A 21,934-nucleotide genomic window follows, 5' to 3' on the forward strand; every position below is an offset into this window, starting at 1 on the left:
TACTACATTAGCGGTAGTTAAAACAACAATGAAGAATATAATTACCTGGACTGCATTCTATTATTTTTATTTCTATTATGGAGATAAGATCGGGAGCGTCATGTAATTAAATTTATAAATTATATAAAGAGGTCCTGATTTCATCTAAATCAGGACCTCTTTTTTTTGAAAAATTTTAAAATGGAAAAAATAATAGGAATTCAAGGGGTTCAAGGCTCTTTTCATCATTTGGTTGCCCAAGAATATTTTGGAACAAACGTGGAGGTGCTGGAATGTATGTCTTTTCATGAGTTAGTGAATTCCCTTGTTGCCGGAGAATCTCGGGAAATAGTGATGGCTATAGAGAATTCTATCGTTGGTTCCATATTACCAAATTATGCGCTTATTGATGAGCATGACCTGAAGGTGGTAGGTGAACATTATATTCCTATTAATATGAATTTAATGGCATTGCCGGGACAAGATATTTCTGAGATCAAAAAGGTGTATTCGCATCCTATGGCTCTGCTTCAGTGCAAAGAATTTTTTAAAAAACATCCACATATAAAATTGATAGAGGATACTGATACCGCTGAAGTAGCCAGAAGGATTTCAGAAAAACAATCTAAGGGAATTGGAGCTGTGGCGAGTACAATGGCAGCCGAAATATTTGGATTGGAAATTCTTGCTGAAGGTATTCACACTAAAAAAAGCAATGCTACCAGATTCTTGATTGTAAGCACCACAAAAAAAGAACCTAATGGAATAAAGATAGATAAGGCTTCCTTGAAATTTGAATTGGAAAGCCGAAGAGGAAGCCTGGTATCTGTCTTGAATATTATCCGGGACTATAATTTGGACATGACTAAAATACAGTCCATGCCAATAATTGAAACCCCTTGGAAATATTCATTTTTCGTGGATGTGATTTTCGAGGATTACTCAGAATTCCAAAAAGCCATGGAAATCATGGAAGTGATGACAGAACATCTAAAGATTTTAGGCACCTACAAAAATAATTTATAATGATCCAAGCAGAACGATTGAACGAGGTAAAGGAATACTATTTTTCTTCAAAATTGCGGGAAGTAAGGGCGTTGGAGGCCTCTGGGAAACCAATTATCAACTTGGGCATAGGAAGCCCGGATCTTCCTCCACCCGTAGAAGTGATAAAAGGTTTAAATGATGCCTTAGCAAATACGGCAGCGCATCAATACCAGCCTTATAAGGGAACTACAGATTTTAGAAATGCGATAAAAGAATTTTATAGTGCCCACTACTCGGTTGGTCTTGATGCAGAAAAAGAAATTCTTCCCCTAATGGGGAGCAAAGAAGGGATTTTACATATTTCTATGGCTTTTCTTAACGAAGGCGATGAGGTTTTAATTCCAAATCCTGGATATCCCACTTATTTTTCGGTTACCAAACTAGTTGGTGCAGAACCTGTTTTTTATGATCTGAATGGACAAGGCAATTGGTTGCCCGATTTGGAGAGTTTAGCAAAGAAAGATCTTAGTAAGGTAAAATTGATGTGGGTGAACTATCCCCATATGCCAACCGGGGCTTCGGCAACAAAAAAGGTATTTCAGGATCTGGTAGCATTTGCAAAAAAGTATCATATCCTCATCGTAAACGATAATCCATATAGCTTCATTCTTAACGATCACCCTATTAGTATTTTGGAAGCAGAAGGAGCTAAGGAGGTAGCACTGGAATTAAATTCGCTTAGCAAAAGTTTTAACATGGCCGGATGGCGAATAGGAATGCTATGTGGAAATGAGGATAATTTAAATTCCGTTTTAAAAGTGAAATCCAATATGGATAGCGGCATGTTTTTTCCTTTGCAAGCGGGAGCAGCCATAGCTTTGCGTTTACCCAAAGAATGGTTTAACGAATTGAATACTATTTATGGAACACGAAAGAAATTGGTATTGGAACTAGCTTCAAAATTGAACTGTATTCCGGAAAAGGATCAAACCGGGATGTTTGTATGGGCAAAGGTGCCGTTGGATACCACATCGGAATTATTTGTAGATCGTTTATTGCATACCTATGATCTGTTTGCAACTCCTGGTTTCATTTTTGGCGATCAAGGCGAAGGATATATACGCTTCTCCCTTTGTACTACAGAGGAGAAAATTAAGGAAGCAATTAATAGAATTAAATAATGAGAGTACATATTATAGGTGTGGGCCTCATAGGCGGATCGTTCGCTATCGATATTAGAAATGCATTTTCTGGAGTGCAGTTGGTTGGTGTAGATAATAATCCAGATCATCTTCAACAGGCATTGTCCTTAGGAATCATTGATAAGGTTGAAGAATTAAACGATGTTAGGTCCTCAGACCTGGTAATTGTGGCGGTGCCCGTAGATGTGAGTATTCCACTTATTAAACAGGTGTTGGATGTCGTAGAAGATCACACCTTGGTGATCGATACCGGATCTACTAAAGGCAAGCTCTGCGAGGCTTTAAGCACTCATCCAAATCGTCGTAATTTCTTGGCTGCGCATCCCATTTCGGGCACAGAGTTTTCCGGACCACAAGCAGCAATAAAGGATCTTTACAGGAATAAAACAAATATTATATGTGAAGTAGAAAAAACGGCATTCAAATTACAGGAAAGAGCATTGGCGCTTTTCCAGAAATTAGGAATGAGAATATGTTACATGGACCCAAAATCCCATGACAGGCATATTGCTTATGTTTCACATTTATCGCATATAAGTTCCTTTATGCTTGGAAAAACAGTTTTGGAAAAAGAAAAAAACGAACGCAACATATTTGATCTTGCCGGTAGTGGTTTTGCTTCAACTGTAAGATTGGCCAAAAGCTCTCCTGCTATGTGGTCTCCCATTTTTGAGCAAAACAAAGAAAATGTGGTGGAGATTTTAACCGAATATATTCAGAACCTCAATATGTTTAAAGATTTATTGGAGAACAACGACTTTGAAGGAGTCTATAATGAAATGGAGAAGACAAACCATATCAAAACCATATTAAACGGAATCAATTAAAAAATCAATTATATAACAGTTACAATGGAAAACAAAAAAGAATTAGGAACCTGGTTAAATAAATTCAACTTAGATCATCCTTTGGTGATAGCAGGCCCTTGCAGTGCAGAGACAGAAGACCAGTTGGTGGAGATCGCAAAACAATTAAAGGATAGCGATGTTAGCGTTTTGCGAGCAGGACTTTGGAAACCTAGAACCCGCCCGGGGAATTTCGAAGGAGTTGGTGCTTTGGGCCTCAAATGGATGAAAACTGCCAAAGAAGAAACAGGTTTGTTAACTACTACAGAAGTTGCAAATGCCAATCATGTAGAACTTGCATTGGAAAATGATGTTGATATTTTATGGATTGGTGCCAGGACCACCGTTTCTCCATTCATCGTTCAAGAAATTGCTGAAGCCTTAAAAGGCACCGATAAAACAGTATTGATAAAAAATCCTGTGAACCCAGACCTTTCTTTATGGTTAGGTGCTGTAGAGCGTTTTTATACTGCCGATGTCAAGAATTTAGGAGTGATACACCGTGGATTTTCTACCTATGAAAAGACCAAATATAGGAACAATCCGGAATGGCAAATACCTATCGATTTGCAAAATAGGTTTCCGGACCTGCCGCTTATTTTAGATCCTTCGCATATTGCGGGAAGACGTGATATCCTATTTGATCTTTGCCAAACAGCATTGGACCTTAACTATGACGGATTGATGGTAGAAACGCATCATGATCCGGATAATGCATGGAGCGATGCAGCACAACAAATTACCCCTGCTACTTTAATTCAGTTTATGAAGGATCTTAAAATCAGAAAGGAAATTTCAGAAAGCGAGGAATTTTTGAACAGTTTGAAGAACCTTAGGGCCAAGATAGATATTGCAGATCATCAATTATTGGAGACGCTGTCAAAAAGAATGAAAATCGCCGATGAGATTGGGAGAATTAAAAAATCTCAAAATGTTTCGATCCTTCAAACCACCAGATGGAATGAAATTCTGGGTAAAATGATACTAGAAGGGGAGCAACAAGGATTGAGTGAGGAATTTGTATTAAAAATGTTCAAGGCCATACACCAGGAATCCATTAATCATCAGAAAAAAGTAATTAGCGAATAAGCGTGGGATTTTGCACCTTTGTAGCATGACAGGAATTGTATATAAATCTACAGGAAGTTGGTATCATGTAAAGGCTGAAAGTGGGGTTTTTTACCGCTGTAGGATAAAGGGCAAATTCCGCATGCAAGGGATTAAAAGCACCAATCCGGTTGCGGTGGGCGATAAGGTGCAATTTGAATTGGAAGAAACAGGGGACGATACTTTTGGGGTTATAAACACAATTGAAGAGCGGGATAATTACATTATTCGTAAATCGGTGAACCTCTCCAAACAAACCCATATTATTGCTTCAAATATTGATGTTGCTTTTTTGCTGGTCACCCTTAATAATCCGCCCACTTTTACCACTTTTATAGATAGGTTTCTGGTAACAGCCGAAGCCTATCATATTAAAACGGTATTGCTGTTCAATAAAGTTGACACTTATAATGAAGAGGAGCTAGGTGAGATTAAATTCTTGGCAGCATTATACCGGGATGTTGGTTACGAATGTATAGGAATTTCAGCAAAGACGGGGAAGAATCTAGATAAGGTCAAGGAAATGATGGTAGGTAAAACCAGTATGTTCTCTGGACATAGTGGAACCGGGAAATCTACACTTATCAATGCATTGGAACCCACTTTAGATCTTAAAACTTCGAAAATAAGTGCCCAGCATAAGCAAGGGCAGCATACTACTACTTTTGCAGAGATGTATGATCTTGGTTTTGATGCGAGGATCATTGACACTCCTGGGATTAAAGGATTTGGAGTGGTAGAGATGGAAAAAGAGGAATTGGGTAATTATTTCCCAGAATTTTTCGCTGTAAAACAGGAATGTAAATTCAATAATTGCCTGCATATAGAAGAACCACATTGCGCCGTTAAAGATGGTTTGGAGGATGGGGACATCGCATGGTCCAGATATAAAAGTTATTTGCAAATTATTGAAGGAGAAGATGAGCAACAATATAGAACGGATAATTTTCCCGAGGAGCAATGAGAATAGTTCTCCAAAGAGTCTCGAAAGCATCGGTTGGCATTGACGGAAAAGTGAGTGGTAAGATTGGCAACGGACTTTTAATTCTTGTGGGAATTGAAGAAGCAGACTCGAAAGAAGATGTTGTCTGGTTGTGCAACAAGATCTTGAAAATGCGGATTTTTAACGATGAGGCTGGAGTAATGAATGGTTCAATTCAGGATATTGATGGAGAAGTATTGGTTATAAGTCAGTTCACCCTGCATGCCAGCACAAAAAAAGGAAATAGGCCTAGTTATATTAAGGCAGCCAAGCCAAAAACTGCAGTTCCACTTTATGAGAGTTTTCTTCTAGAGCTGGAAAATCAGCTCGGCAAAAAAGTGGAATGTGGAATTTTTGGAGCAGATATGAAAGTTTCTTTAATAAATGATGGGCCTGTTACAATTATGATAGATTCAAAAAGCAGGGAATAATGAACATACAAAACGCACAAGAAGCAGTAGATAGATGGATTCAAGATCATGGAGTTCGTTATTTTAACGAGCTTACCAATATGGCGCAACTTACAGAAGAAGTTGGCGAAGTAGCTAGGATTATTGCACGTCGATATGGAGAACAAAGTGAAAAGGAAAGTGATAAAAGCAAGGATCTGGGAGAAGAACTCGCAGATGTGCTATTTGTTGTGCTTTGTTTGGCAAATCAAACAGGGATCAATCTACAGGAAGCTTTCGATAAGAAATTGGAGATAAAAACCAAGCGTGACCACGACAGGCATCATAACAATGATAAATTGAAATAATGAACTTCAAAAAAGTTATTAATGCAAAGGGTTTCTGGAGGTCCGTAGTCGGAATGGGGATTTCGTTTATCGTGGTCTATCATATTATTACCATGCTTTTTGCTTTTGGAGGCTTTGATTTTAGTGGCTATTTCGAGCAGAACCTATCTCAAGGAAGATGGATGCGATTTGTGTTGGGGTCTCTTCTTTCAGGGTTTTTATATGGCTTCATAATCACCTTTGGACAATTTTCCATAAAACAAAAAAAGGAAGAAAGAGAGCATTGAACATTCTATAATTTTTCCTCATTAATCTATTTTTATCTTAAGTTATATGAACGCTCAGTTAAGTCATCCCAATTCCAAGCTTTTTGGAGAAATTCAAATTACCGGTTCCAAAAGTGAATCTAATCGAGCTTTGATTTTGCAAGCTTTGTATCCTTCAATTTCTTTGAGCAACTTATCCAATAGTGATGATACCTCTGTTTTACAAGAAGCCTTAAAGGCGAATGGGGGTTCTGTGGATATTCATCATGCGGGAACAGCAATGCGGTTTCTTACAGCATTTTTTTCAACTCAAGAGGGGATGGAAACAGTGTTAACCGGCAGCCCAAGAATGAAAGAGCGCCCAATTAAGCTATTGGTAGATGCGTTATGTAGGTTAGGTGCAAACATTACCTATACTGAAAAGGATGGATTTCCACCATTAGGGATTAAGGGGAAAAACCTTGAAAAATCATCTGTAAAAGTTCAAGCAAATATCAGCAGTCAGTATATTTCGGCTTTAATGCTTATTGCCCCATCGCTTCCGAATGGTTTAGAGATCGAATTGGAAGGGCCAATTACCTCTGTGCCATATATTGAAATGACTTTGGAATTGCTTAGGTATTTTGGGATTCAGGCTCAATTTGAAGGACAATCGATTAAAATTAAACCTACAAAAAAAGTGAAAGCCAAAACTTTGGCAATAGAATCAGATTGGAGTTCTGCTTCGTATTTTTTCTCTTTGGCAGCATTAAGCGAAAATGCAGAGTTCACATTAAGCAATTTTCGTGAAACAAGCTTGCAAGGGGATTCTAAAATAGTTTCTATTTATAAGGGATTGGGAGTTGATACGTCTTTTAATGAAAACTCTATTTCGCTAAAAAAAGAATCGAGGAAAAAATCTAAAAGTTTACATTTGGATCTTCAAAACATGCCAGATTTAGCACAAACGATCGCGGTTACTTGTCTAGGTTTGGGGATGGCTTGTGAATTAAAAGGGCTTCATACACTAAAGATCAAGGAAACTGATAGATTAGTTGCTTTGAAAATCGAATTAGAGAAATTTGGAGCCATCGTAGAAATTACCAACAACAGCTTGTCTCTAGCTCCATGTACTACTTTAGAAAAAAATATAGAAGTAGAAACTTATAACGATCATAGAATGGCAATGGCTTTTGCCCCTTTAGCGTTAAGAGTTCCGCTTACAATTAAAGATGCCGGAGTGGTTTCAAAATCGTATCCGGAGTTTTGGGAAGACCTGGAATCCATCGGATTTTCTGTAGGGAAAGTCTAGATCAAACCCTATTCTTAAATAAACACCTATTTACTTGACAACCCCTATGTTGAGGTTGTATATTTGCGACCTTTAAAAAATGAAAATATGGGAATGAAACTTTCACAATTTGGTTTTGAACTTCCGGATGAACTTCTCGCTGAATATCCTGCAGAAAACAGGGATGAGGCACGTTTGATGGTACTAAACAGAAAAGACCAAACAATTGAGCATAAATTATTTAAGGATATAATGGATTATTTTGAACCACAAGATGTGATGGTTCTTAATAATACAAAAGTATTTCCTGCGCGTTTATTCGGAAACAAAGAAAAAACGGGAGCTCGTATCGAAGTGTTTTTGTTAAGGGAATTAAATCCAGAAACCAAGCTTTGGGATGTGTTGGTGGATCCGGCAAGGAAAATAAGAATAGGGAATAAATTATATTTTGGTGAAGATGAAAGTCTTGTTGCTGAAGTTATAGATAATACTACTTCTCGTGGTAGAACCCTCCGTTTCTTATATGATGGTTCTTACCAAGAATTCAGAAAAAAATTACAGGAACTAGGGGAAACCCCGCTTCCCAAATATATCAAGAGAGAGGTACAGCCAGAAGATCAGGAACGTTACCAAACTATTTATGCCAAGAACGAAGGTGCTGTTGCAGCTCCAACTGCAGGATTGCATTTTTCCAAGCACCTATTAAAACGTCTTGAAATTAAAGGGATAGATTTTGCTGAAGTTACACTTCACGTAGGATTGGGAACTTTTAGCCCGGTTGAAGTAGAGGATCTTTCCAAGCACAAAATGGACAGTGAAGAAGCTTTTATTGAAGAGAAAGCAACTAAAATTATCAATAAGGCTTTGAGCGAAAAACGCAGAATTTGTGCTGTTGGTACCACCAGTATGCGTGTGTTGGAAAGTGCGGTTTCTTCTAACCATACTTTAAACGAATTTAGTGGCTGGACCAATAAATTTATTTTTCCTCCATATGATTTTAGCATCGCTAATTCTATGATAACTAACTTCCATACACCTAAGTCCACTTTGATGATGATGGTTTCTGCATTTGCAGGACACGATTTCATGAAAAAGGCATATGACGAAGCAATTAAAGAAAAATATAAGTTTTATACTTATGGAGATGCAATGTTGATTATCTAATATTCATTTTCAAAACAATTTAGACCACGAATATGCTCATTTAAAGAGAAGTCTTCGTGGTTTTCTTTTTTCGGCACTATTTTGAATTTGTTTGTTCCTACCGTAAATCCTAATAATCTTCATACTTTTGCAGCGTGAAAGACAAGAAGAAAGATATACGGGCTTTAACCAAGGAACAATTACAAGAATTCTTTGTAGCTCAGGGAGATAAGTCCTTTCGTGGGTCTCAGGTTTACGAGTGGCTTTGGAACAAAAGTGCCCATAGTTTTGAAGATATGACCAATATTTCCAAGGCTACCAGACAGATGATGAAAGAGAATTTTGTGATCAATCATATTCGTGTAGATCAAATGCAAAGAAGTAGTGATGGCACTATTAAAAACGCCGTAAGACTTCATGATGATCTAACTGTAGAATCGGTATTAATTCCAACTTCTAAGAGGACTACTGCTTGTGTATCTTCACAGGTTGGATGTAGCTTGGATTGTAAATTTTGTGCAACTGCTACCCTAAAACGTATGCGTAATTTAAATCCAGATGAAATTTACGATCAGGTGGTGGCAATAGATAACGAAAGCAGGTTGTATTTTGATAGACCCTTGTCCAACATCGTGTTTATGGGCATGGGAGAGCCGCTTATGAATTACAACAACGTAATGAAGGCAGTAGAGAAGATCACTTCCAAAGAAGGCTTGGGGATGTCTTCCAAGCGTATTACCATTTCTACTTCCGGGGTTCCAAAAATGATCAAGAAATTGGCAGATGATGAAACTAAGGTAAAACTTGCGGTTTCGCTTCACTCTGCGATAGATGACATAAGAACCACTATAATGCCTTTTAATGCTACTTTTCCGTTGGTAGATCTTCGGGAAGCGCTGGAATATTGGTTTGAAAAGACCAAAAGCAGGATCACCTATGAGTATATTGTTTGGGAAGGGATCAACGATACCCGTAAAGATGCCGAAGCATTGGTGCAGTTCTGTAAATATGTGCCTTGTAAAGTGAATTTAATAGAATACAATCCGATAGATGATGGGGTTTTTCAGCAAGCTTCTTCAGAGGCAACACATATGTACGAGTCTCTCTTGGAGCGTAATGGAATTACCGTTACTGTAAGAAGGTCCAGGGGAAAAGATATAGATGCGGCATGTGGACAATTGGCAAACAAATCTTCATAAAATTCTAAAAATACCTAAACCATAATCTTTAGCTATATTTGATTCCGTATGAAGGTAATCTCACAAATAAAATTACCGGTAGAAAAAGAAATGGAACTTTTTGAAAAAAAGTTCTTCGAGTCCATGTCTTCAAAAGTGGCACTTTTAAACAGGATCACCCATTATATAGTTAACAGGAAAGGGAAGCAAATGCGCCCCATGTTCGTGTTTTTGGTGGCCAAAATGGTTTCTGAAGGACAGGTGAACGAGCGCACCTATCGTGGAGCTGCGGTGATAGAACTTATCCATACAGCAACCTTGGTTCATGATGATGTAGTGGACGACTCCAATAGAAGACGAGGTTTCTTCAGCATTAATGCACTTTGGAAAAATAAGATCGCCGTTTTGGTGGGAGATTATCTCCTCTCCAAAGGCTTGTTGCTTTCTATAGATAATAATGATTTCGATTTGTTGAAGATCATCTCTATTGCCGTGAAAGAAATGAGTGAAGGGGAGTTGCTTCAAATAGAAAAAGCCAGACGTTTGGATATTACCGAAGCTGTTTATTATGATATTATTCGCCAGAAAACGGCAACTTTAATTGCGGCTTGTTGTGGTTTAGGCGCTGCTTCAGTAAAACCGGAATCTTCAGAAATTGCTAAAATGCGCCGCTTTGGGGAACTTATTGGAATGGCATTTCAAATAAAAGATGACCTGTTCGATTATGGAGAAGAGCAAATAGGAAAACCAACCGGGATTGATATTAAAGAACAAAAAATGACACTCCCATTGATCTACGTGCTTAATAATTCTACTCCAAAAGAAAAAAAATGGATCATTAATTCTATCAAGAACCATAACAAGGATAAAAAGAGCGTGAAAGAAGTGATCGCTCTGGTAAAATCCAATGGCGGATTGGATTATGCCGTTACCAAAATGAAGGAATATCAAAAAGAAGCACTTTCTATCCTGAACGATTATCCGGAATCTACATATAAAGATTCCCTTGTCCTGATGGTGAACTACGTGATAGAGCGGAAAAAATAATGTCTTCAATAAACAATTGTCAATTGTCACATCGAGCGGAGTCGAGATGTCATTATCAAAACAAATAAATTCCTCACCTAAAAAGCCATTTTTCAAACTTTATTCAAAAATAAATAAATACCTAGGCAACCTTTTGTAATTTTCTTGCGTCTATATAAATAGATGGCTTTGGTTTTTCGGGTTCGCCTCGATTTTAAAATTAGTTTTCGAAACAGATGCCTTGTGAGGGAACTTACAAGTAATTGAAATAAGCTTAGTGAAAGTAATACCTCTTTTTAAAAACGAAAAGCAATTAATTGCAAGAGCTGCGAAAAACCATCGCGATGCCCAACAGCATCTCTATGACAAACATTCTGGTAAAATGTTGAGCGTTTGCAGAATGTATATCAAAGATCTTCAGCATGCCGAGGATGCCATGTTAACGGGATTTTTTAAGGTGTTCACACATTTAAAAGATTTTAAACATGAAGGTAGTTTTGAAGGTTGGGTGAGAAAGATCATGATACGAGAGTCAATTTCTTTTCTTCGGAAAAAAAATGAGCTGGAGTTTCAGGAAGAAATGGAATCTGTGAAAAGTGAAGGATTTGATGCTATTCAGGCTGAAATAGATGCAGAGCATATTCAGCAATTAATAGATGAATTACCGGAAGGCTATAAATCGGTTTTTGTGCTCTATGCAGTTGAGGGGTATAAGCACGCAGAAATTGCAGAATTACTTAAAATAACGGTTGGGACTTCAAAATCCCAATTGTTTAAAGCGAAGAAAATGTTACAGGAACAATTAGAGCTAAAAAACACTTCAAGTTATGGAAACTGAAAGATTTGAAGATAAAATAAAACAGCAGTTGCAGGCTCGGGAGATCGCTCCATCTGCGGGAAGTTGGGAGAAACTAAGTGATAAATTAGATTCGACCCAAGAAAAGAAAAGACCAGTTGCATTTTGGATGGGAATTGCTGCAAGTATCATTGGTGGAATTTTGATCTTAAGTTTGGTTTTTAATAACTCAACTCCTTCAGGTTCACCAAAAATGGTGGATATGCCTAAAGATGAAGTGAAAATCGAGAAAACTCCAGCAGAATCTTCAAAAGAGATTTTTACTGAAGTTCAGAAAGAGGCAGAACAAGTGGCTATTTCAGAAAATACAGATGAATTAGCTATTCCAAAAAATAATGAAAGAACGTCTTTAGTAAAAAATAGAGGGGAAATAGTAGGTTTGGATAATAAGGCTTTGCTAAAAGAACAAAAGATAAGCACATCTATAGAACCTACCACCGATAAATTACTGGACTTAACAATAAACGATGCCTTGGCAAATGTACTTGCGCAAACCAAAAACGGAGAAACCGTTACAGATGCTGAGGTGAATATGTTGCTTGCAGAAGCGGCCGCTAAAATTAGCCAGGAGCAGTATAAAACAGATGTTGCAGTAGGAAAGGTGAACCCTGAGGAACTCTTGCAAGATGTAGAATTTGAAATGGACAATTCCTTTCGCGACAAGATTTTTGAGATGCTAAAAGAAGGATACTCAAAAGCGAGGACCGCAGTTGCAAACAGGAATTATTAAGTAGGATAGAATTAGCCATTATATCATCACAAAGATTTGAAAGTAAAATTCAATAAACTTGCCACAAGCCCATGAGGCATAAATTGAAAAACACTTTTAAAAATTCGAGGCAAGCCTCGGGGAATAAAACCCTCAATGAGGGATTAAATCATTCATCAATCAAGTCCAATAAGCCACCTCTTCCAAAGAGGAGGTAGGCAGAGGACATTTAAAAACCAACATCATCATGAAAACAATTATCGTAACTCTTAGCCTTATTATGTTCAGTTTTGCCATGCAGGAGATGCAAGCGCAAAATGACAGTATTCCTTCCAATTCAAAAGATTCATTATACATTAAAAGTGAGTTTTTTGAAAAACAAAAACAAAAGATTATTGAAGAGGAAAAAGTAGCGTTAAAACTTGATCTAGAAGGTATCGCTTACAGATTAGAAAATAATTTGATCACTCCGGATCAGGCAAGTTCAATGAAAATAAAAGCAGCTGAAAAACGAGCATTAAATATAGAAAATAGAATAGCCATTTTAGAAAATGAGATAGCTTTGGAGGGGAGAAATAAGCATACAGATTATCTAGGTATTTTTGATAATGGTAAAATAATAGATTTGAATATTAATACAAGTGATGGAAAACGTATTTTTGATCGCAGGACTACCAGTGATCTTGTACTTGCTGCAGGTTTCAATAATGTGATCTCAGATGAAAACTCTTTGGATGATTCCGACTTTAAAATAGGTGGAAGCCGCTTTTTTGAAATTGGATGGGCTTGGAAAACAAGGGTATTTCAAAATACAAATTGGCTACGCGTAAAATATGGGGTTTCCTTTCAATTCAATGGATTAAAACCTACAGACAATAGATACTTTGTTGAAAATGGAGATCTAACAGAATTGGAAGAATTTGAATACGATTTGGATAAATCTAAGTTTAGAACAGATAATCTGGTATTTCCTTTACATTTTGAATTTGGACCTTCCAAGAAGACAGAAGGAGCAGATTATTTTAGATTCAGCACCAAAAACCAGTTTAAAATAGGAGTTGGTGGCTACGCCGGATTCAATATTGGGGAGCGCCAAAAACTAAAATATAAGGTAGATGGTGATAAAAAGAAGGATAAGTTGAAAGGTAACTACAATACCAATGATTTTGTATATGGTTTAAGCAGTTATGTAAGCCTTGGAGGAACGGCACTTTATATAAAATATGATCTAAATCCTTTATTTGACGATCCTAATTTGGAAATGCGGAACATCTCCCTTGGTTTGCGTTTTGACATAGATTAAGTACCATCTGCTAAGTTGGAGAAAGGGACTATTTCTAGCAATAGAAAAATAGTCTCTTTTTTTATTTATTGTTACATTTGGTTCAACTTACAAATTATATTTTCCTAAAATAGTTGATTTCAAAAAACACCATAGACCAAGTTTTTGAAACCGCCCGGGTAGAGGAGGTTTTGGGCGATTTTGTGCAGTTGAAAAAATCTGGATCTAATTTCAAGGGTTTAAGTCCGTTTACCGATGAACGTTCGCCAAGTTTTATGGTTTCTCCCGTGAAACAGATCTGGAAAGATTTTTCCAGTGGAAAAGGAGGGAATGTCGTGGCCTTTTTGATGGAGCACGAACACTTCACCTATCCCGAGGCTATAAAATATCTCGCCAAGAAGTATAATATAGAGATTGAAGAGACCGAGCAGACCGACGAGCAGAAACAACTTTTAGATGAACGTGAAAGTATGTACCTGGTTTCTGAATTTGCCAGTACGTATTTTCAGAATACCATGCTTAAAACCGATCAAGGGAAAGCCATTGGTCTTGGTTATTTTAAAGAACGCGGTTTTACAGATGAAACCATCAAAAAATTCGGACTAGGTTATTGTTTGGACGAATGGGATGCGTTTACTTCCGAAGCGATCCGCAAAGGCTACAAATTGGATTATCTGGAAAAAACCGGATTGACCATCGTAAAGGGCGAAAAGCAATTCGATAGGTTTAAAGGAAGGGTAATGTTCCCTATCCAATCCATGTCTGGTAGGGTTCTTGGATTTGGAGGGAGGATCTTGACGAGCGATAAAAAAGCAGCTAAATATTTAAACTCCCCAGAAAGCGATATTTACCATAAGAGCAACGTGCTTTATGGTATTTATCATGCAAAGCAATCCATTGCGAAGGAAGATAACTGTTATTTGGTGGAAGGGTATACAGATGTAATCCAGTTTCATCAAAGTGGAATCGAAAATACCGTTTCTTCTTCTGGTACCGCCTTAACGTCAGAGCAAATAAGGCTTATCAATCGGCTCACCAAGAATATTACCGTGCTTTTTGATGGAGATGCAGCAGGAATGCGTGCAGCCATTCGCGGGATCGATCTGATCTTGGAGCAAGGGATGAATGTAAAAGTGGTGGTTTTCCCAGATGGCGAAGATCCAGATAGCTTTGCAAAGAAGAATTCCCAAACCGAATTGGAGGAATATTTAGAAGAAAATTCAAAAGATTTTATAGAATTCAAGGCTTCTCTTTTATATCAAGATGCGAAGAACGATCCTGTGAAGCGTGCAAATTTAATTCATGATATGGTTTCGAGTATTGCAAAGATCCCAAATCAAATTCAGCAGGAAGTCTATATTCAGGAATGTTCCAGGATCATGGATATTTCTGAAGAAGTGTTGTTTTCCACTTTGTCCCAACTGCTGGTTAAAGAAGGGAAAAACACTTCCCAAAATAAAGGAAACAAAAAAACTTTTGAAGTAGTAAAGGAGGCAACCTCTCCGCAAACAAAGGTCGATGAGCTATTTGTGCTGGAAAGAAAAATAATCAGCCTCTTGCTTTTATATGGATCTGTGGAGGAGGAATTTGAAGACCTGGTTTGGAAAGAGAATAAACAGGGAGAATTGGTTTTAGAGCCCGAAGTACAAAAAGCGAAGGTTTTTGAGAAGATCTATTTGGATCTTCAGGAAGATGAGGTGGCCTTTACCAATGAACTCTTTAAGGAATTATACGGACTTGTGATAGCTAAGCTGAATGAGGAAGGCAAGCTCACCCTAGAAACCTTCGTGAATGAACTGGATGCTAAATTATCTGGTGAGGTTACCAATATCTTGATGGAAGAGGAACAGTATATCCTACATGATTGGGAACGTATGGATATCATGGTAAAGCAAAAAGATGCCAGTATTGCCAGATTGGTAAATGAGACTATCCTTGCGCTTAGGCGTTTTTTAATTACCAAAAAGATCGATGAATTATCCAAAGAAATTAAAGAAGCATCTACTGTAGATGGTGCGCCAAGTTCTCTGGATGATATTATTGATTATTTTTCGCTTAAGAAAATTCTTTCCGATAAGTTGAACCGTGTTATGTAACGCGAAGTTGTAGCAATCTAGATTGGTTAATAAGATCGGCTAGGTTATCTACTTTAAGTTTCTTCAGCAACCTGGTCTTATAAGTACTCACAGTTTTCTCATTGATGTCCAAGGCTTCGGCGATATCTTTGTTCCGTTTACCATTAGAAAGTAAATTAAGAACTTCGGTTTCCCTGGTAGATAACCTTTTGAATTTCGCGATTAAACCATTTCCGTGTGTAGCTCCAGAGTTTATTTTATCGGTTATATTCTTGTTCAAGTAAATCCCACCTCTTGCCACTTGTTGGATTGCATTAAAAAGTTTCTCTATAGAAGCTGTTTTAGATAAATAACCGGACGCACCTGCTTTTATCGCACTTAATGCATACATTTCCTCGGGGTGACAACTAAAAACCAAAATCCTAATTCTGGGAAATTCGGTTTTAATGGTGCGCAGCGCAGTAATTCCATTTATCTCTGGTAGGTCTATTTCTATCACTAGAACGTCTGGAGAATGAATTCTTAGGGATTTTGTTAGCTCATTGCTGTTGGTTACGCTTCCAATAACGTTTAGTTCATTTTGCTCCCTAAGTAAGGATTCTATTCCTTCACGTGTAATAGGATGGTGGTCTGCAATTAAAATTGTACTCATAGGAATGTGTTGGCTTAGACTACAGCAGCAGGTATGCCCGTTAGTTCGATTGTTAGATGAATTAATTTAAAATTACCAGTTTAATCTTTTAATAGAACCACTCAACTCATTTAATCGATAAAAAGTTTAATTTTTAAGATTAATGGGGATTTCGCAAAGGGGTATTGGAACCATTTTATGCTTATTTGCTTTATTCCTGCTTTTGAAGATCTCAAAAACTTCGTGTTCTCTTCCAGAATAATCTTCGACATTCATTCCCAATCGGTCCATTTCCATTGCCCATTCCAGTTCGTCGTAGCTCGCTCCAATTTGGTCTTCGTCACTTCTGCTATCCCCAAACAGTCCATCTGTAGGGGCTGCATTCAAAATCTCTTCACTTATATTTAAGAACCTTCCAATTTCGTAAACTTCGCTTTTCATTAAGTCTGCAATAGGGCTTAAATCTACTCCACCATCTCCATACTTGGTGTAAAATCCTACACCAAAATCTTCAACTTTATTGCCGGTTCCGGCCACCAAATATTTATGTAAACCAGCAAAATAATATAAGGAGGTCATACGCAATCTTGCTCTCGTATTTGCTAAAGTGAGTTCGATATTTGGGTTTTCCCCTTCAAAAGGCACTGCTTCCCTAAATTGTTCGAAAACAGGGGTGAGATCTACAGCTAAGTTGGTAACATTGGCAAAATGTTCTTTTAAATAGGCAATATGGTATTGGGCCCGTCCCACTTGGGTAAGGGCTTGGTGGATTGGCATTTCTACACACAAGGTGCGCATTCCGGTTTTGGCACATAGGGCTGAAGTAACGGCCGAGTCTATCCCTCCACTTATCCCGACAATAAATCCATTCATATTGGCTGCGGTCGCATAGTCTTTTAACCAATCTACAATGTGATTTACTACCTTTTCAGTTTGCATAATTTTGGGTGTTTAAATTTCTAAGTAATACCTTTGCAAGCAAATTTAGCAAGTTTAAAGTAGTATTAAAAACCGCCTGCGTTAAAGGCTTCACAATAATAACATATGTTTAGATTATTTGGGGTTGTCTTTTTGATTTTAATTTTGGTTGCCTGCGAATCACGGTCAGAAGAGGAGAAAGAGATCGAGAAGATATCCATAGATCTACAAGTAACTCGTTTCGACAAGAAATTCGCACAGGTCACGGCAGATAATTTACCTCAATTAAAAGCTGAATACCCTTATTTGTTTCCTGAAAAATTTACAGATAGTATGTGGCTTGCAAAAGCCAATGATACCATTCAGCAAGAATTAAATGAAGAGGTGGAAAAAGCCTTCCCTGATTTTTCTTCGGAAGAAGATGGGTTATATGCCCTTTTTCAGCATGCTAAATATTACTTTCCATCTTTTAAGGTTCCACATGTAATCACGATTACTTCTGAAGTGGATTATAGAAATAAAGTGTTATTGACTCCAGATTATTTATTCATTTCGTTAGATACATATTTAGGAAAAGAGCACCCGTTTTATATAGGATTACAGGAATATCTAAAAAAGAATTTTGAAAAAGACCAGATCCTTCCAGATATTGCCAATGAGATCGCAGAGGTGTATGTGCCTCAGCCTGATTCTAAAACTTTTTTGGCGCATATGCTTTACTACGGTAAAATCCTTTATTTAAAAGATCGCTTTTTGCCAAAGGTAGCCGATCATAATAAAATTGGATATACAGAAGAAGAATTGAAGTGGGCACTTGAAAATGAGGAAGAAATATGGAGATATTTCGTTGAAAAAGAAGTGATATTCGATACGAATCCTGAACTGTATTCCAGGTTCCTTTATCCTGCTCCATTTTCTAAATTCTATTTAGAACTGGATGCAGAATCCCCGGCAAGATTAGGACAGTTTATAGGCTGGCAAGTGATACGGCGATATATGGACAAAAATGAGCTGAGTATTCAGGAAATGCTGACTACAGATGCAGAAACAATTTTTAATAAGGCAAATTATAAACCAAAGAAATAATGGCAGAATTCAAGAAATCTGAAATCAATATTGAAGTTATATTAGATGAGAATAAAGTTCCCGAAGAATTGTACTGGAGCGCAGACGATGGAGCTATCCATAAAGAGGAAGCTAAAGCCATGATGTTGTCCATGTGGGATGGCAAGCAGCAAGAAACTTTACGCATAGACCTATGGACCAAAGATATGCCTGTAGATGAAATGAAGAAGTTCTTTCATCAAACACTGGTTGCAATGAGCGATACTTTTAATAGAGCTACACAAGACGAAAAAATGACCGCTACCATGAAGGATTTCTGCGATTATTTTGCTGAAAAAATGGAGTTGAAGCAGTAGTTGTTAAAGTTGAGGTGAATATATTTAATATATTCGTTCTATGACAGAATAAACCTTTTGTCACCCTGTCCCGAAGCCTCGGGATATTTCAGGGTCTCAATATTATCTTCATTTACACTCAATAAAGATTCGGAAACAACCGAACGCTCGGGACAGAATGACCTTCTTGTTTGGTTTGATATTTTATTGGCAAGCAAATCAATATATAAACCCCAACAATTTTAAAATTGTTGGGGTTTTTTTATATTTAAATGAGTCGGTGGACTCTTTTATCCATTCATGGAGATCAAAAACTCTTCGTTGTTTTTCGTTTGTTTAAAACGCTGATTTATAAATTCCATTGCTTCCACAGGGTTCATATCTGCAAGATACTTTCTCATTACCCACATGCGTTGTAAGGTCGTTTCGTCAAGAAGCAAGTCGTCACGACGTGTACTTGAAGAAGTAAGGTCTATAGCAGGGAAAATTCTTCTGTTTGCAATCTTTCTGTCCAGTTGTAGTTCCATGTTTCCGGTACCTTTGAACTCTTCAAAGATAACTTCATCCATTTTAGAACCAGTATCTGTTAAAGCAGTTGCAATAATAGAAAGAGATCCGCCATTTTCAATATTTCTGGCAGCACCAAAGAAACGTTTTGGTTTATGTAAAGCATTTGCATCTACACCACCACTTAATACCTTACCACTGGCAGGTTGAACGGTGTTGTATGCTCTTGCCAAACGGGTAATGGAATCAAGTAAAATCACTACATCATGCCCGCATTCTACCATTCTCTTTGCTTTTTCCAAAACGATGTTGGCAACTCTTACATGCTCATGAGCTTCCCTATCAAAAGTAGAAGCAACAACTTCTCCTTTAACGTTACGTTGCATATCTGTTACTTCTTCTGGACGCTCATCTATTAAAAGAATTATTTGATATACTTCTGGATGATTGGCCGCAATTGCATTTGCAATATCCTTAAGCAACATTGTTTTACCAGTTTTTGGCTGGGAAACAATCATTCCACGTTGTCCTTTTCCAATTGGAGAAAACAAGTCCATGATTCTTGTAGAAACGGTACTCTGTCTTTCTGCAATGTTGAATTTCTCCTTTGGGAATAAAGGGGTCAAATGCTCAAAAGAAATACGGTCACGAACCACTTGTGGGTCCAACCCATTAATTTTGCTGATTTTTATAAGCGGAAAATATTTTTCTCCTTCTTTTGGAGGCCTAATTTGTCCTAAAACAGTATCTCCGGTTTTCAGCCCGAATAATCTAATTTGAGATTGGGATACATATATATCATCTGGAGAAGAAAGGTAATTATAATCTGAAGATCTTAGGAAACCATAGTTATCCTGCATAATATCCAGAACTCCTTCACTTTCTATGATCGCATCAAATTCATAGTCTGGTTCGCGGTACCTATTTCTACTATCCCTATTTCCATTGTTCTTAGAGCTTCCCGAGTTATTGCCATCAGCTCTATTCCCATCAGATCTGTTTCCTCTGTTGTCCTTAGAATCTTTTCTAGGTTCTCTAGAGGATCTGGTGTCTCGGGAAGTGTTTTGTTTATCGTCCTTTTTTACAGGCTGATTTTTATGAACAGGACGCTTTGGAGCATCACTCGATCTTTCCTGTCTTGGTTTTCTTTCTGTAGTTCGTTCCTGAGAAGTTTCTTTGGAAACCGGTTTAGTTTCATCAGTCTTATCAGAAGTAGCCGAAGGTTTTGCTTCAGGTTCCTTCTTGCTAGGATTTGGTGTTGCTTTTTTAGCGGGTTTGCTTTTGGTCCTGGTCTTTGCAGGGCTCTTGCTTTTCGGACTAGCGGAGCTATCCGGTTTGGCTGGGCTTTCATCTTTCAATGCCTCTTTCACTTTAGTTGGGTTTGCTGCCTGATAATCCAGAATCTGGTATACCAAATCGAGCTTTTTAACCGTTTTGTATTTAGGGACATTTAATGATTTGGCGATATCCTGAAGCTCAGGAAGCTTTTTAGCTTTTAAATCTGAAATTTCAAACATGAATAAGATTGTGTTTGTTTATTGTAAACTTCTCGGGGAAGAATCGAAAAAAAAATTTGGAGACTTAAGTAACCTACTTTGAATTGGTTACATATTCTTACTGCAATAATACAACTTTATTTTAAATTTTTGAATACCATTTCTAAAAAGAAACACTTATTTTTGCTGTCCAAATAGAGGTAATATCATGTTGCAACGTATTCAAACTATTTATTTATTTCTTGCCGCTTTAATAAGTGGTGTTTTAATATTTTTTGTTTCTTTGTGGAGCAATGAAGCGGGAGAATCCATTTTTGTTGAAGAAGTGTTGGTAGCGATGGGCCTTTTCTTAGGCTCTGCAGTTCTTTCTTTTATTAGTATATTTTTATTTAAAAACAGAAAGCTTCAATTTGTTTTGGGGCGAATCAATATATTATTAAACTTTTTTTTGCTAGGAGTTTTTGTGTATTGGTCTCTAAGTGTACCTGGAGAGATGGAAATCTCCGAGAAGGGTATTGGGATGTTTATTCCTGTTCTTTCTATCGTTTTTTTAGTTTTGGCCAATAAGGCCATAAAAAAGGATGAAGATCTCGTAAAATCTGTAGACCGGTTACGATAAAACCTATTATCTTAGTGTTATTAGTGCGTAGAAAACCCGAAGTGAAAGCTTCGGGTTTTTTTATGCCCACAAGTGGGTTTAAATTTTGAAGATTTTTTTCAATCCACACACTTATTGCCTTAGAACATTTAAAATGGCATTTAACTCTCCAGTTCTATCACTTCCAAATCGAAAATAGTGCTTCCTTCAACTTTAAAACGTAGCATGGTCCTCTTTTTATGAAATCCATATTTTCCTGCTGCGCCGGGATTCATATGTAGTAGTTGAAGGGATTTATCATTCATCACCTTTAAAATATGCGAATGTCCACTTATAAATAATTTTGGCGGATTTTTCTTGATTTCTTCTTTGACCGCGGGCGAATATCGCCCGGGATAACCACCAATATGGGTGATCCAAACATCCAGCTCTTCGCATAGAAAACGTTGATTCAATGGAAATTCCTTTCGGATTTCATGATTGTCTATATTTCCAAAGACAGCCTTCAAAGGTTTTAACGCTTTAATTTGGTCGGTTACTTTTGGATCCCCTATATCGCCAGCATGCCATACTTCATCTGCTTCTTTTACATAGTGTAAAATTCGGTCGTCTATATGACTATGGGTATCGCTTAATAATAAAATCTTTTTCAAATCTTAAATTCTAATTTTTGGTTTTTCTGAAAACTGATTAATGAACCCTGATAGGGTTACGAAGTTTGCCGTATCTTTGCAGGCAATC

At 37.4% G+C, this 21,934-nt stretch carries 23 protein-coding genes; 19 read left to right on the plus strand and 4 right to left on the minus strand.

The features are described from left to right. Positions 1–180: 180 nt before the first annotated feature. From JM83_RS11050 to dnaG, 16 genes are all read left to right on the plus strand, one after another. Positions 181–1,005 carry a prephenate dehydratase gene (locus JM83_RS11050; protein WP_144962078.1) on the plus strand — a complete coding sequence of 275 codons (825 nt, stop codon included), beginning with the start codon at positions 181–183 and terminating at the stop codon, positions 1,003–1,005. Then, positions 1,005–2,147 (plus strand): pyridoxal phosphate-dependent aminotransferase, encoded by a 1,143-nt coding sequence (locus tag JM83_RS11055; RefSeq protein WP_144962079.1) that lies wholly within the window; start codon positions 1,005–1,007, stop codon positions 2,145–2,147. The genes JM83_RS11050 and JM83_RS11055 overlap by 1 nt, the downstream gene beginning before the upstream one ends. Continuing rightward, positions 2,147–2,995: a prephenate dehydrogenase gene (locus JM83_RS11060; protein ID WP_144962081.1), complete on the plus strand. Its 849-nt coding sequence runs from the start codon at positions 2,147–2,149 to the stop codon at positions 2,993–2,995. Before JM83_RS11055 ends, JM83_RS11060 begins: the two co-directional genes overlap by 1 nt. Before the next feature lie 24 nt (positions 2,996–3,019). Beyond that, positions 3,020–4,102: a bifunctional 3-deoxy-7-phosphoheptulonate synthase/chorismate mutase type II gene (locus tag JM83_RS11065; protein WP_144962083.1), complete on the plus strand. Its 1,083-nt coding sequence runs from the start codon at positions 3,020–3,022 to the stop codon at positions 4,100–4,102. A 25-nt stretch (positions 4,103–4,127) separates the two neighbouring features. After that, positions 4,128–5,084: a ribosome small subunit-dependent GTPase A gene (gene rsgA, locus JM83_RS11070; RefSeq protein WP_144962085.1), complete on the plus strand. Its 957-nt coding sequence runs from the start codon at positions 4,128–4,130 to the stop codon at positions 5,082–5,084. Then, positions 5,081–5,533 carry a D-aminoacyl-tRNA deacylase gene (dtd, locus tag JM83_RS11075; protein WP_144962087.1) on the plus strand — a complete coding sequence of 151 codons (453 nt, stop codon included), beginning with the start codon at positions 5,081–5,083 and terminating at the stop codon, positions 5,531–5,533. The genes rsgA and dtd overlap by 4 nt, the downstream gene beginning before the upstream one ends. Next, positions 5,533–5,859 carry a nucleotide pyrophosphohydrolase gene (locus JM83_RS11080; RefSeq protein ID WP_144962089.1) on the plus strand — a complete coding sequence of 109 codons (327 nt, stop codon included), beginning with the start codon at positions 5,533–5,535 and terminating at the stop codon, positions 5,857–5,859. The genes dtd and JM83_RS11080 overlap by 1 nt, the downstream gene beginning before the upstream one ends. Beyond that, entirely contained in the window at positions 5,859–6,125 is a 267-nt protein-coding gene (locus tag JM83_RS11085; RefSeq protein ID WP_144962091.1) for a hypothetical protein, read from the plus strand. The genes JM83_RS11080 and JM83_RS11085 overlap by 1 nt, the downstream gene beginning before the upstream one ends. 46 nt (positions 6,126–6,171) lie before the next feature. Continuing rightward, entirely contained in the window at positions 6,172–7,395 is a 1,224-nt protein-coding gene (gene aroA / locus JM83_RS11090; RefSeq protein WP_144962093.1) for a 3-phosphoshikimate 1-carboxyvinyltransferase, read from the plus strand. 87 nt (positions 7,396–7,482) lie between these two features. Further along, positions 7,483–8,538, plus strand: a complete 1,056-nt coding sequence (queA, locus tag JM83_RS11095; protein WP_261376444.1) for a tRNA preQ1(34) S-adenosylmethionine ribosyltransferase-isomerase QueA — start codon at positions 7,483–7,485, stop codon at positions 8,536–8,538. A 134-nt stretch (positions 8,539–8,672) separates the two neighbouring features. Then, positions 8,673–9,716: a 23S rRNA (adenine(2503)-C(2))-methyltransferase RlmN gene (rlmN, locus tag JM83_RS11100; RefSeq protein WP_144962097.1), complete on the plus strand. Its 1,044-nt coding sequence runs from the start codon at positions 8,673–8,675 to the stop codon at positions 9,714–9,716. A gap of 48 nt (positions 9,717–9,764) precedes the next feature. Next, on the plus strand, positions 9,765–10,742 hold the full coding sequence (locus JM83_RS11105; protein WP_144962099.1) for a polyprenyl synthetase family protein: 978 nt from the start codon (positions 9,765–9,767) through the stop codon (positions 10,740–10,742). A 256-nt stretch (positions 10,743–10,998) separates the two neighbouring features. Further along, a complete protein-coding gene (locus JM83_RS11110) occupies positions 10,999–11,559 on the plus strand; it encodes an RNA polymerase sigma factor (protein WP_144962101.1) in 561 nt (186 codons plus the stop codon). Beyond that, positions 11,549–12,307, plus strand: a complete 759-nt coding sequence (locus JM83_RS11115) for a hypothetical protein (protein WP_144962103.1) — start codon at positions 11,549–11,551, stop codon at positions 12,305–12,307. Before JM83_RS11110 ends, JM83_RS11115 begins: the two co-directional genes overlap by 11 nt. A 226-nt stretch (positions 12,308–12,533) precedes the next feature. After that, the gene (locus tag JM83_RS11120) at positions 12,534–13,589 is read left to right on the plus strand and encodes a hypothetical protein (protein WP_144962105.1); all 1,056 of its coding nucleotides are present in this window, start codon (positions 12,534–12,536) and stop codon (positions 13,587–13,589) included. A gap of 113 nt (positions 13,590–13,702) precedes the next feature. Continuing rightward, positions 13,703–15,664 carry a DNA primase gene (gene dnaG / locus JM83_RS11125; protein WP_144962107.1) on the plus strand — a complete coding sequence of 654 codons (1,962 nt, stop codon included), beginning with the start codon at positions 13,703–13,705 and terminating at the stop codon, positions 15,662–15,664. Here dnaG and JM83_RS11130 read toward each other — a convergent pair. Both JM83_RS11130 and nadE read right to left on the minus strand, forming a co-directional pair. After that, positions 15,657–16,295: a response regulator transcription factor gene (locus JM83_RS11130; RefSeq protein WP_144962109.1), complete on the minus strand. Its 639-nt coding sequence runs from the start codon at positions 16,293–16,295 to the stop codon at positions 15,657–15,659. The two genes, dnaG and JM83_RS11130, sit on opposite strands and share 8 nt — an antisense overlap. Positions 16,296–16,421: 126 nt before the next feature. Beyond that, entirely contained in the window at positions 16,422–17,213 is a 792-nt protein-coding gene (gene nadE / locus JM83_RS11135) for an NAD(+) synthase (RefSeq protein WP_144962111.1), read from the minus strand. Positions 17,214–17,318: 105 nt separating this feature from the next. Here nadE and gldB point away from each other — a divergent pair, with 105 nt between their 5' ends. Together gldB and gldC are read left to right on the plus strand one after the other, a co-directional pair. Then, on the plus strand, positions 17,319–18,278 hold the full coding sequence (gene gldB / locus JM83_RS11140) for a gliding motility lipoprotein GldB (protein ID WP_144962113.1): 960 nt from the start codon (positions 17,319–17,321) through the stop codon (positions 18,276–18,278). After that, entirely contained in the window at positions 18,278–18,613 is a 336-nt protein-coding gene (gldC, locus tag JM83_RS11145) for a gliding motility protein GldC (RefSeq protein WP_144962115.1), read from the plus strand. Before gldB ends, gldC begins: the two co-directional genes overlap by 1 nt. A gap of 269 nt (positions 18,614–18,882) precedes the next feature. Here gldC and rho read toward each other — a convergent pair whose 3' ends face one another. Beyond that, positions 18,883–20,616, minus strand: coding sequence for a transcription termination factor Rho (rho, locus tag JM83_RS11150; RefSeq protein WP_144962117.1), 1,734 nt, complete (start codon positions 20,614–20,616; stop codon positions 18,883–18,885). A 187-nt stretch (positions 20,617–20,803) separates the two neighbouring features. Here rho and JM83_RS11155 point away from each other — a divergent pair, with 187 nt between their 5' ends. Next, a complete protein-coding gene (locus JM83_RS11155) occupies positions 20,804–21,214 on the plus strand; it encodes a DUF4293 domain-containing protein (RefSeq protein ID WP_144962119.1) in 411 nt (136 codons plus the stop codon). A gap of 140 nt (positions 21,215–21,354) precedes the next feature. On the opposite strand, the gene JM83_RS11160 is transcribed toward JM83_RS11155, so the two are convergent. After that, the gene (locus JM83_RS11160; RefSeq protein WP_144962121.1) at positions 21,355–21,846 is read right to left on the minus strand and encodes a metallophosphoesterase family protein; all 492 of its coding nucleotides are present in this window, start codon (positions 21,844–21,846) and stop codon (positions 21,355–21,357) included. Positions 21,847–21,934: the final 88 nt, after the last annotated feature.

The organism is Gillisia sp. Hel_I_86 (genome assembly GCF_007827275.1).
Classification (GTDB): domain Bacteria; phylum Bacteroidota; class Bacteroidia; order Flavobacteriales; family Flavobacteriaceae; genus Gillisia.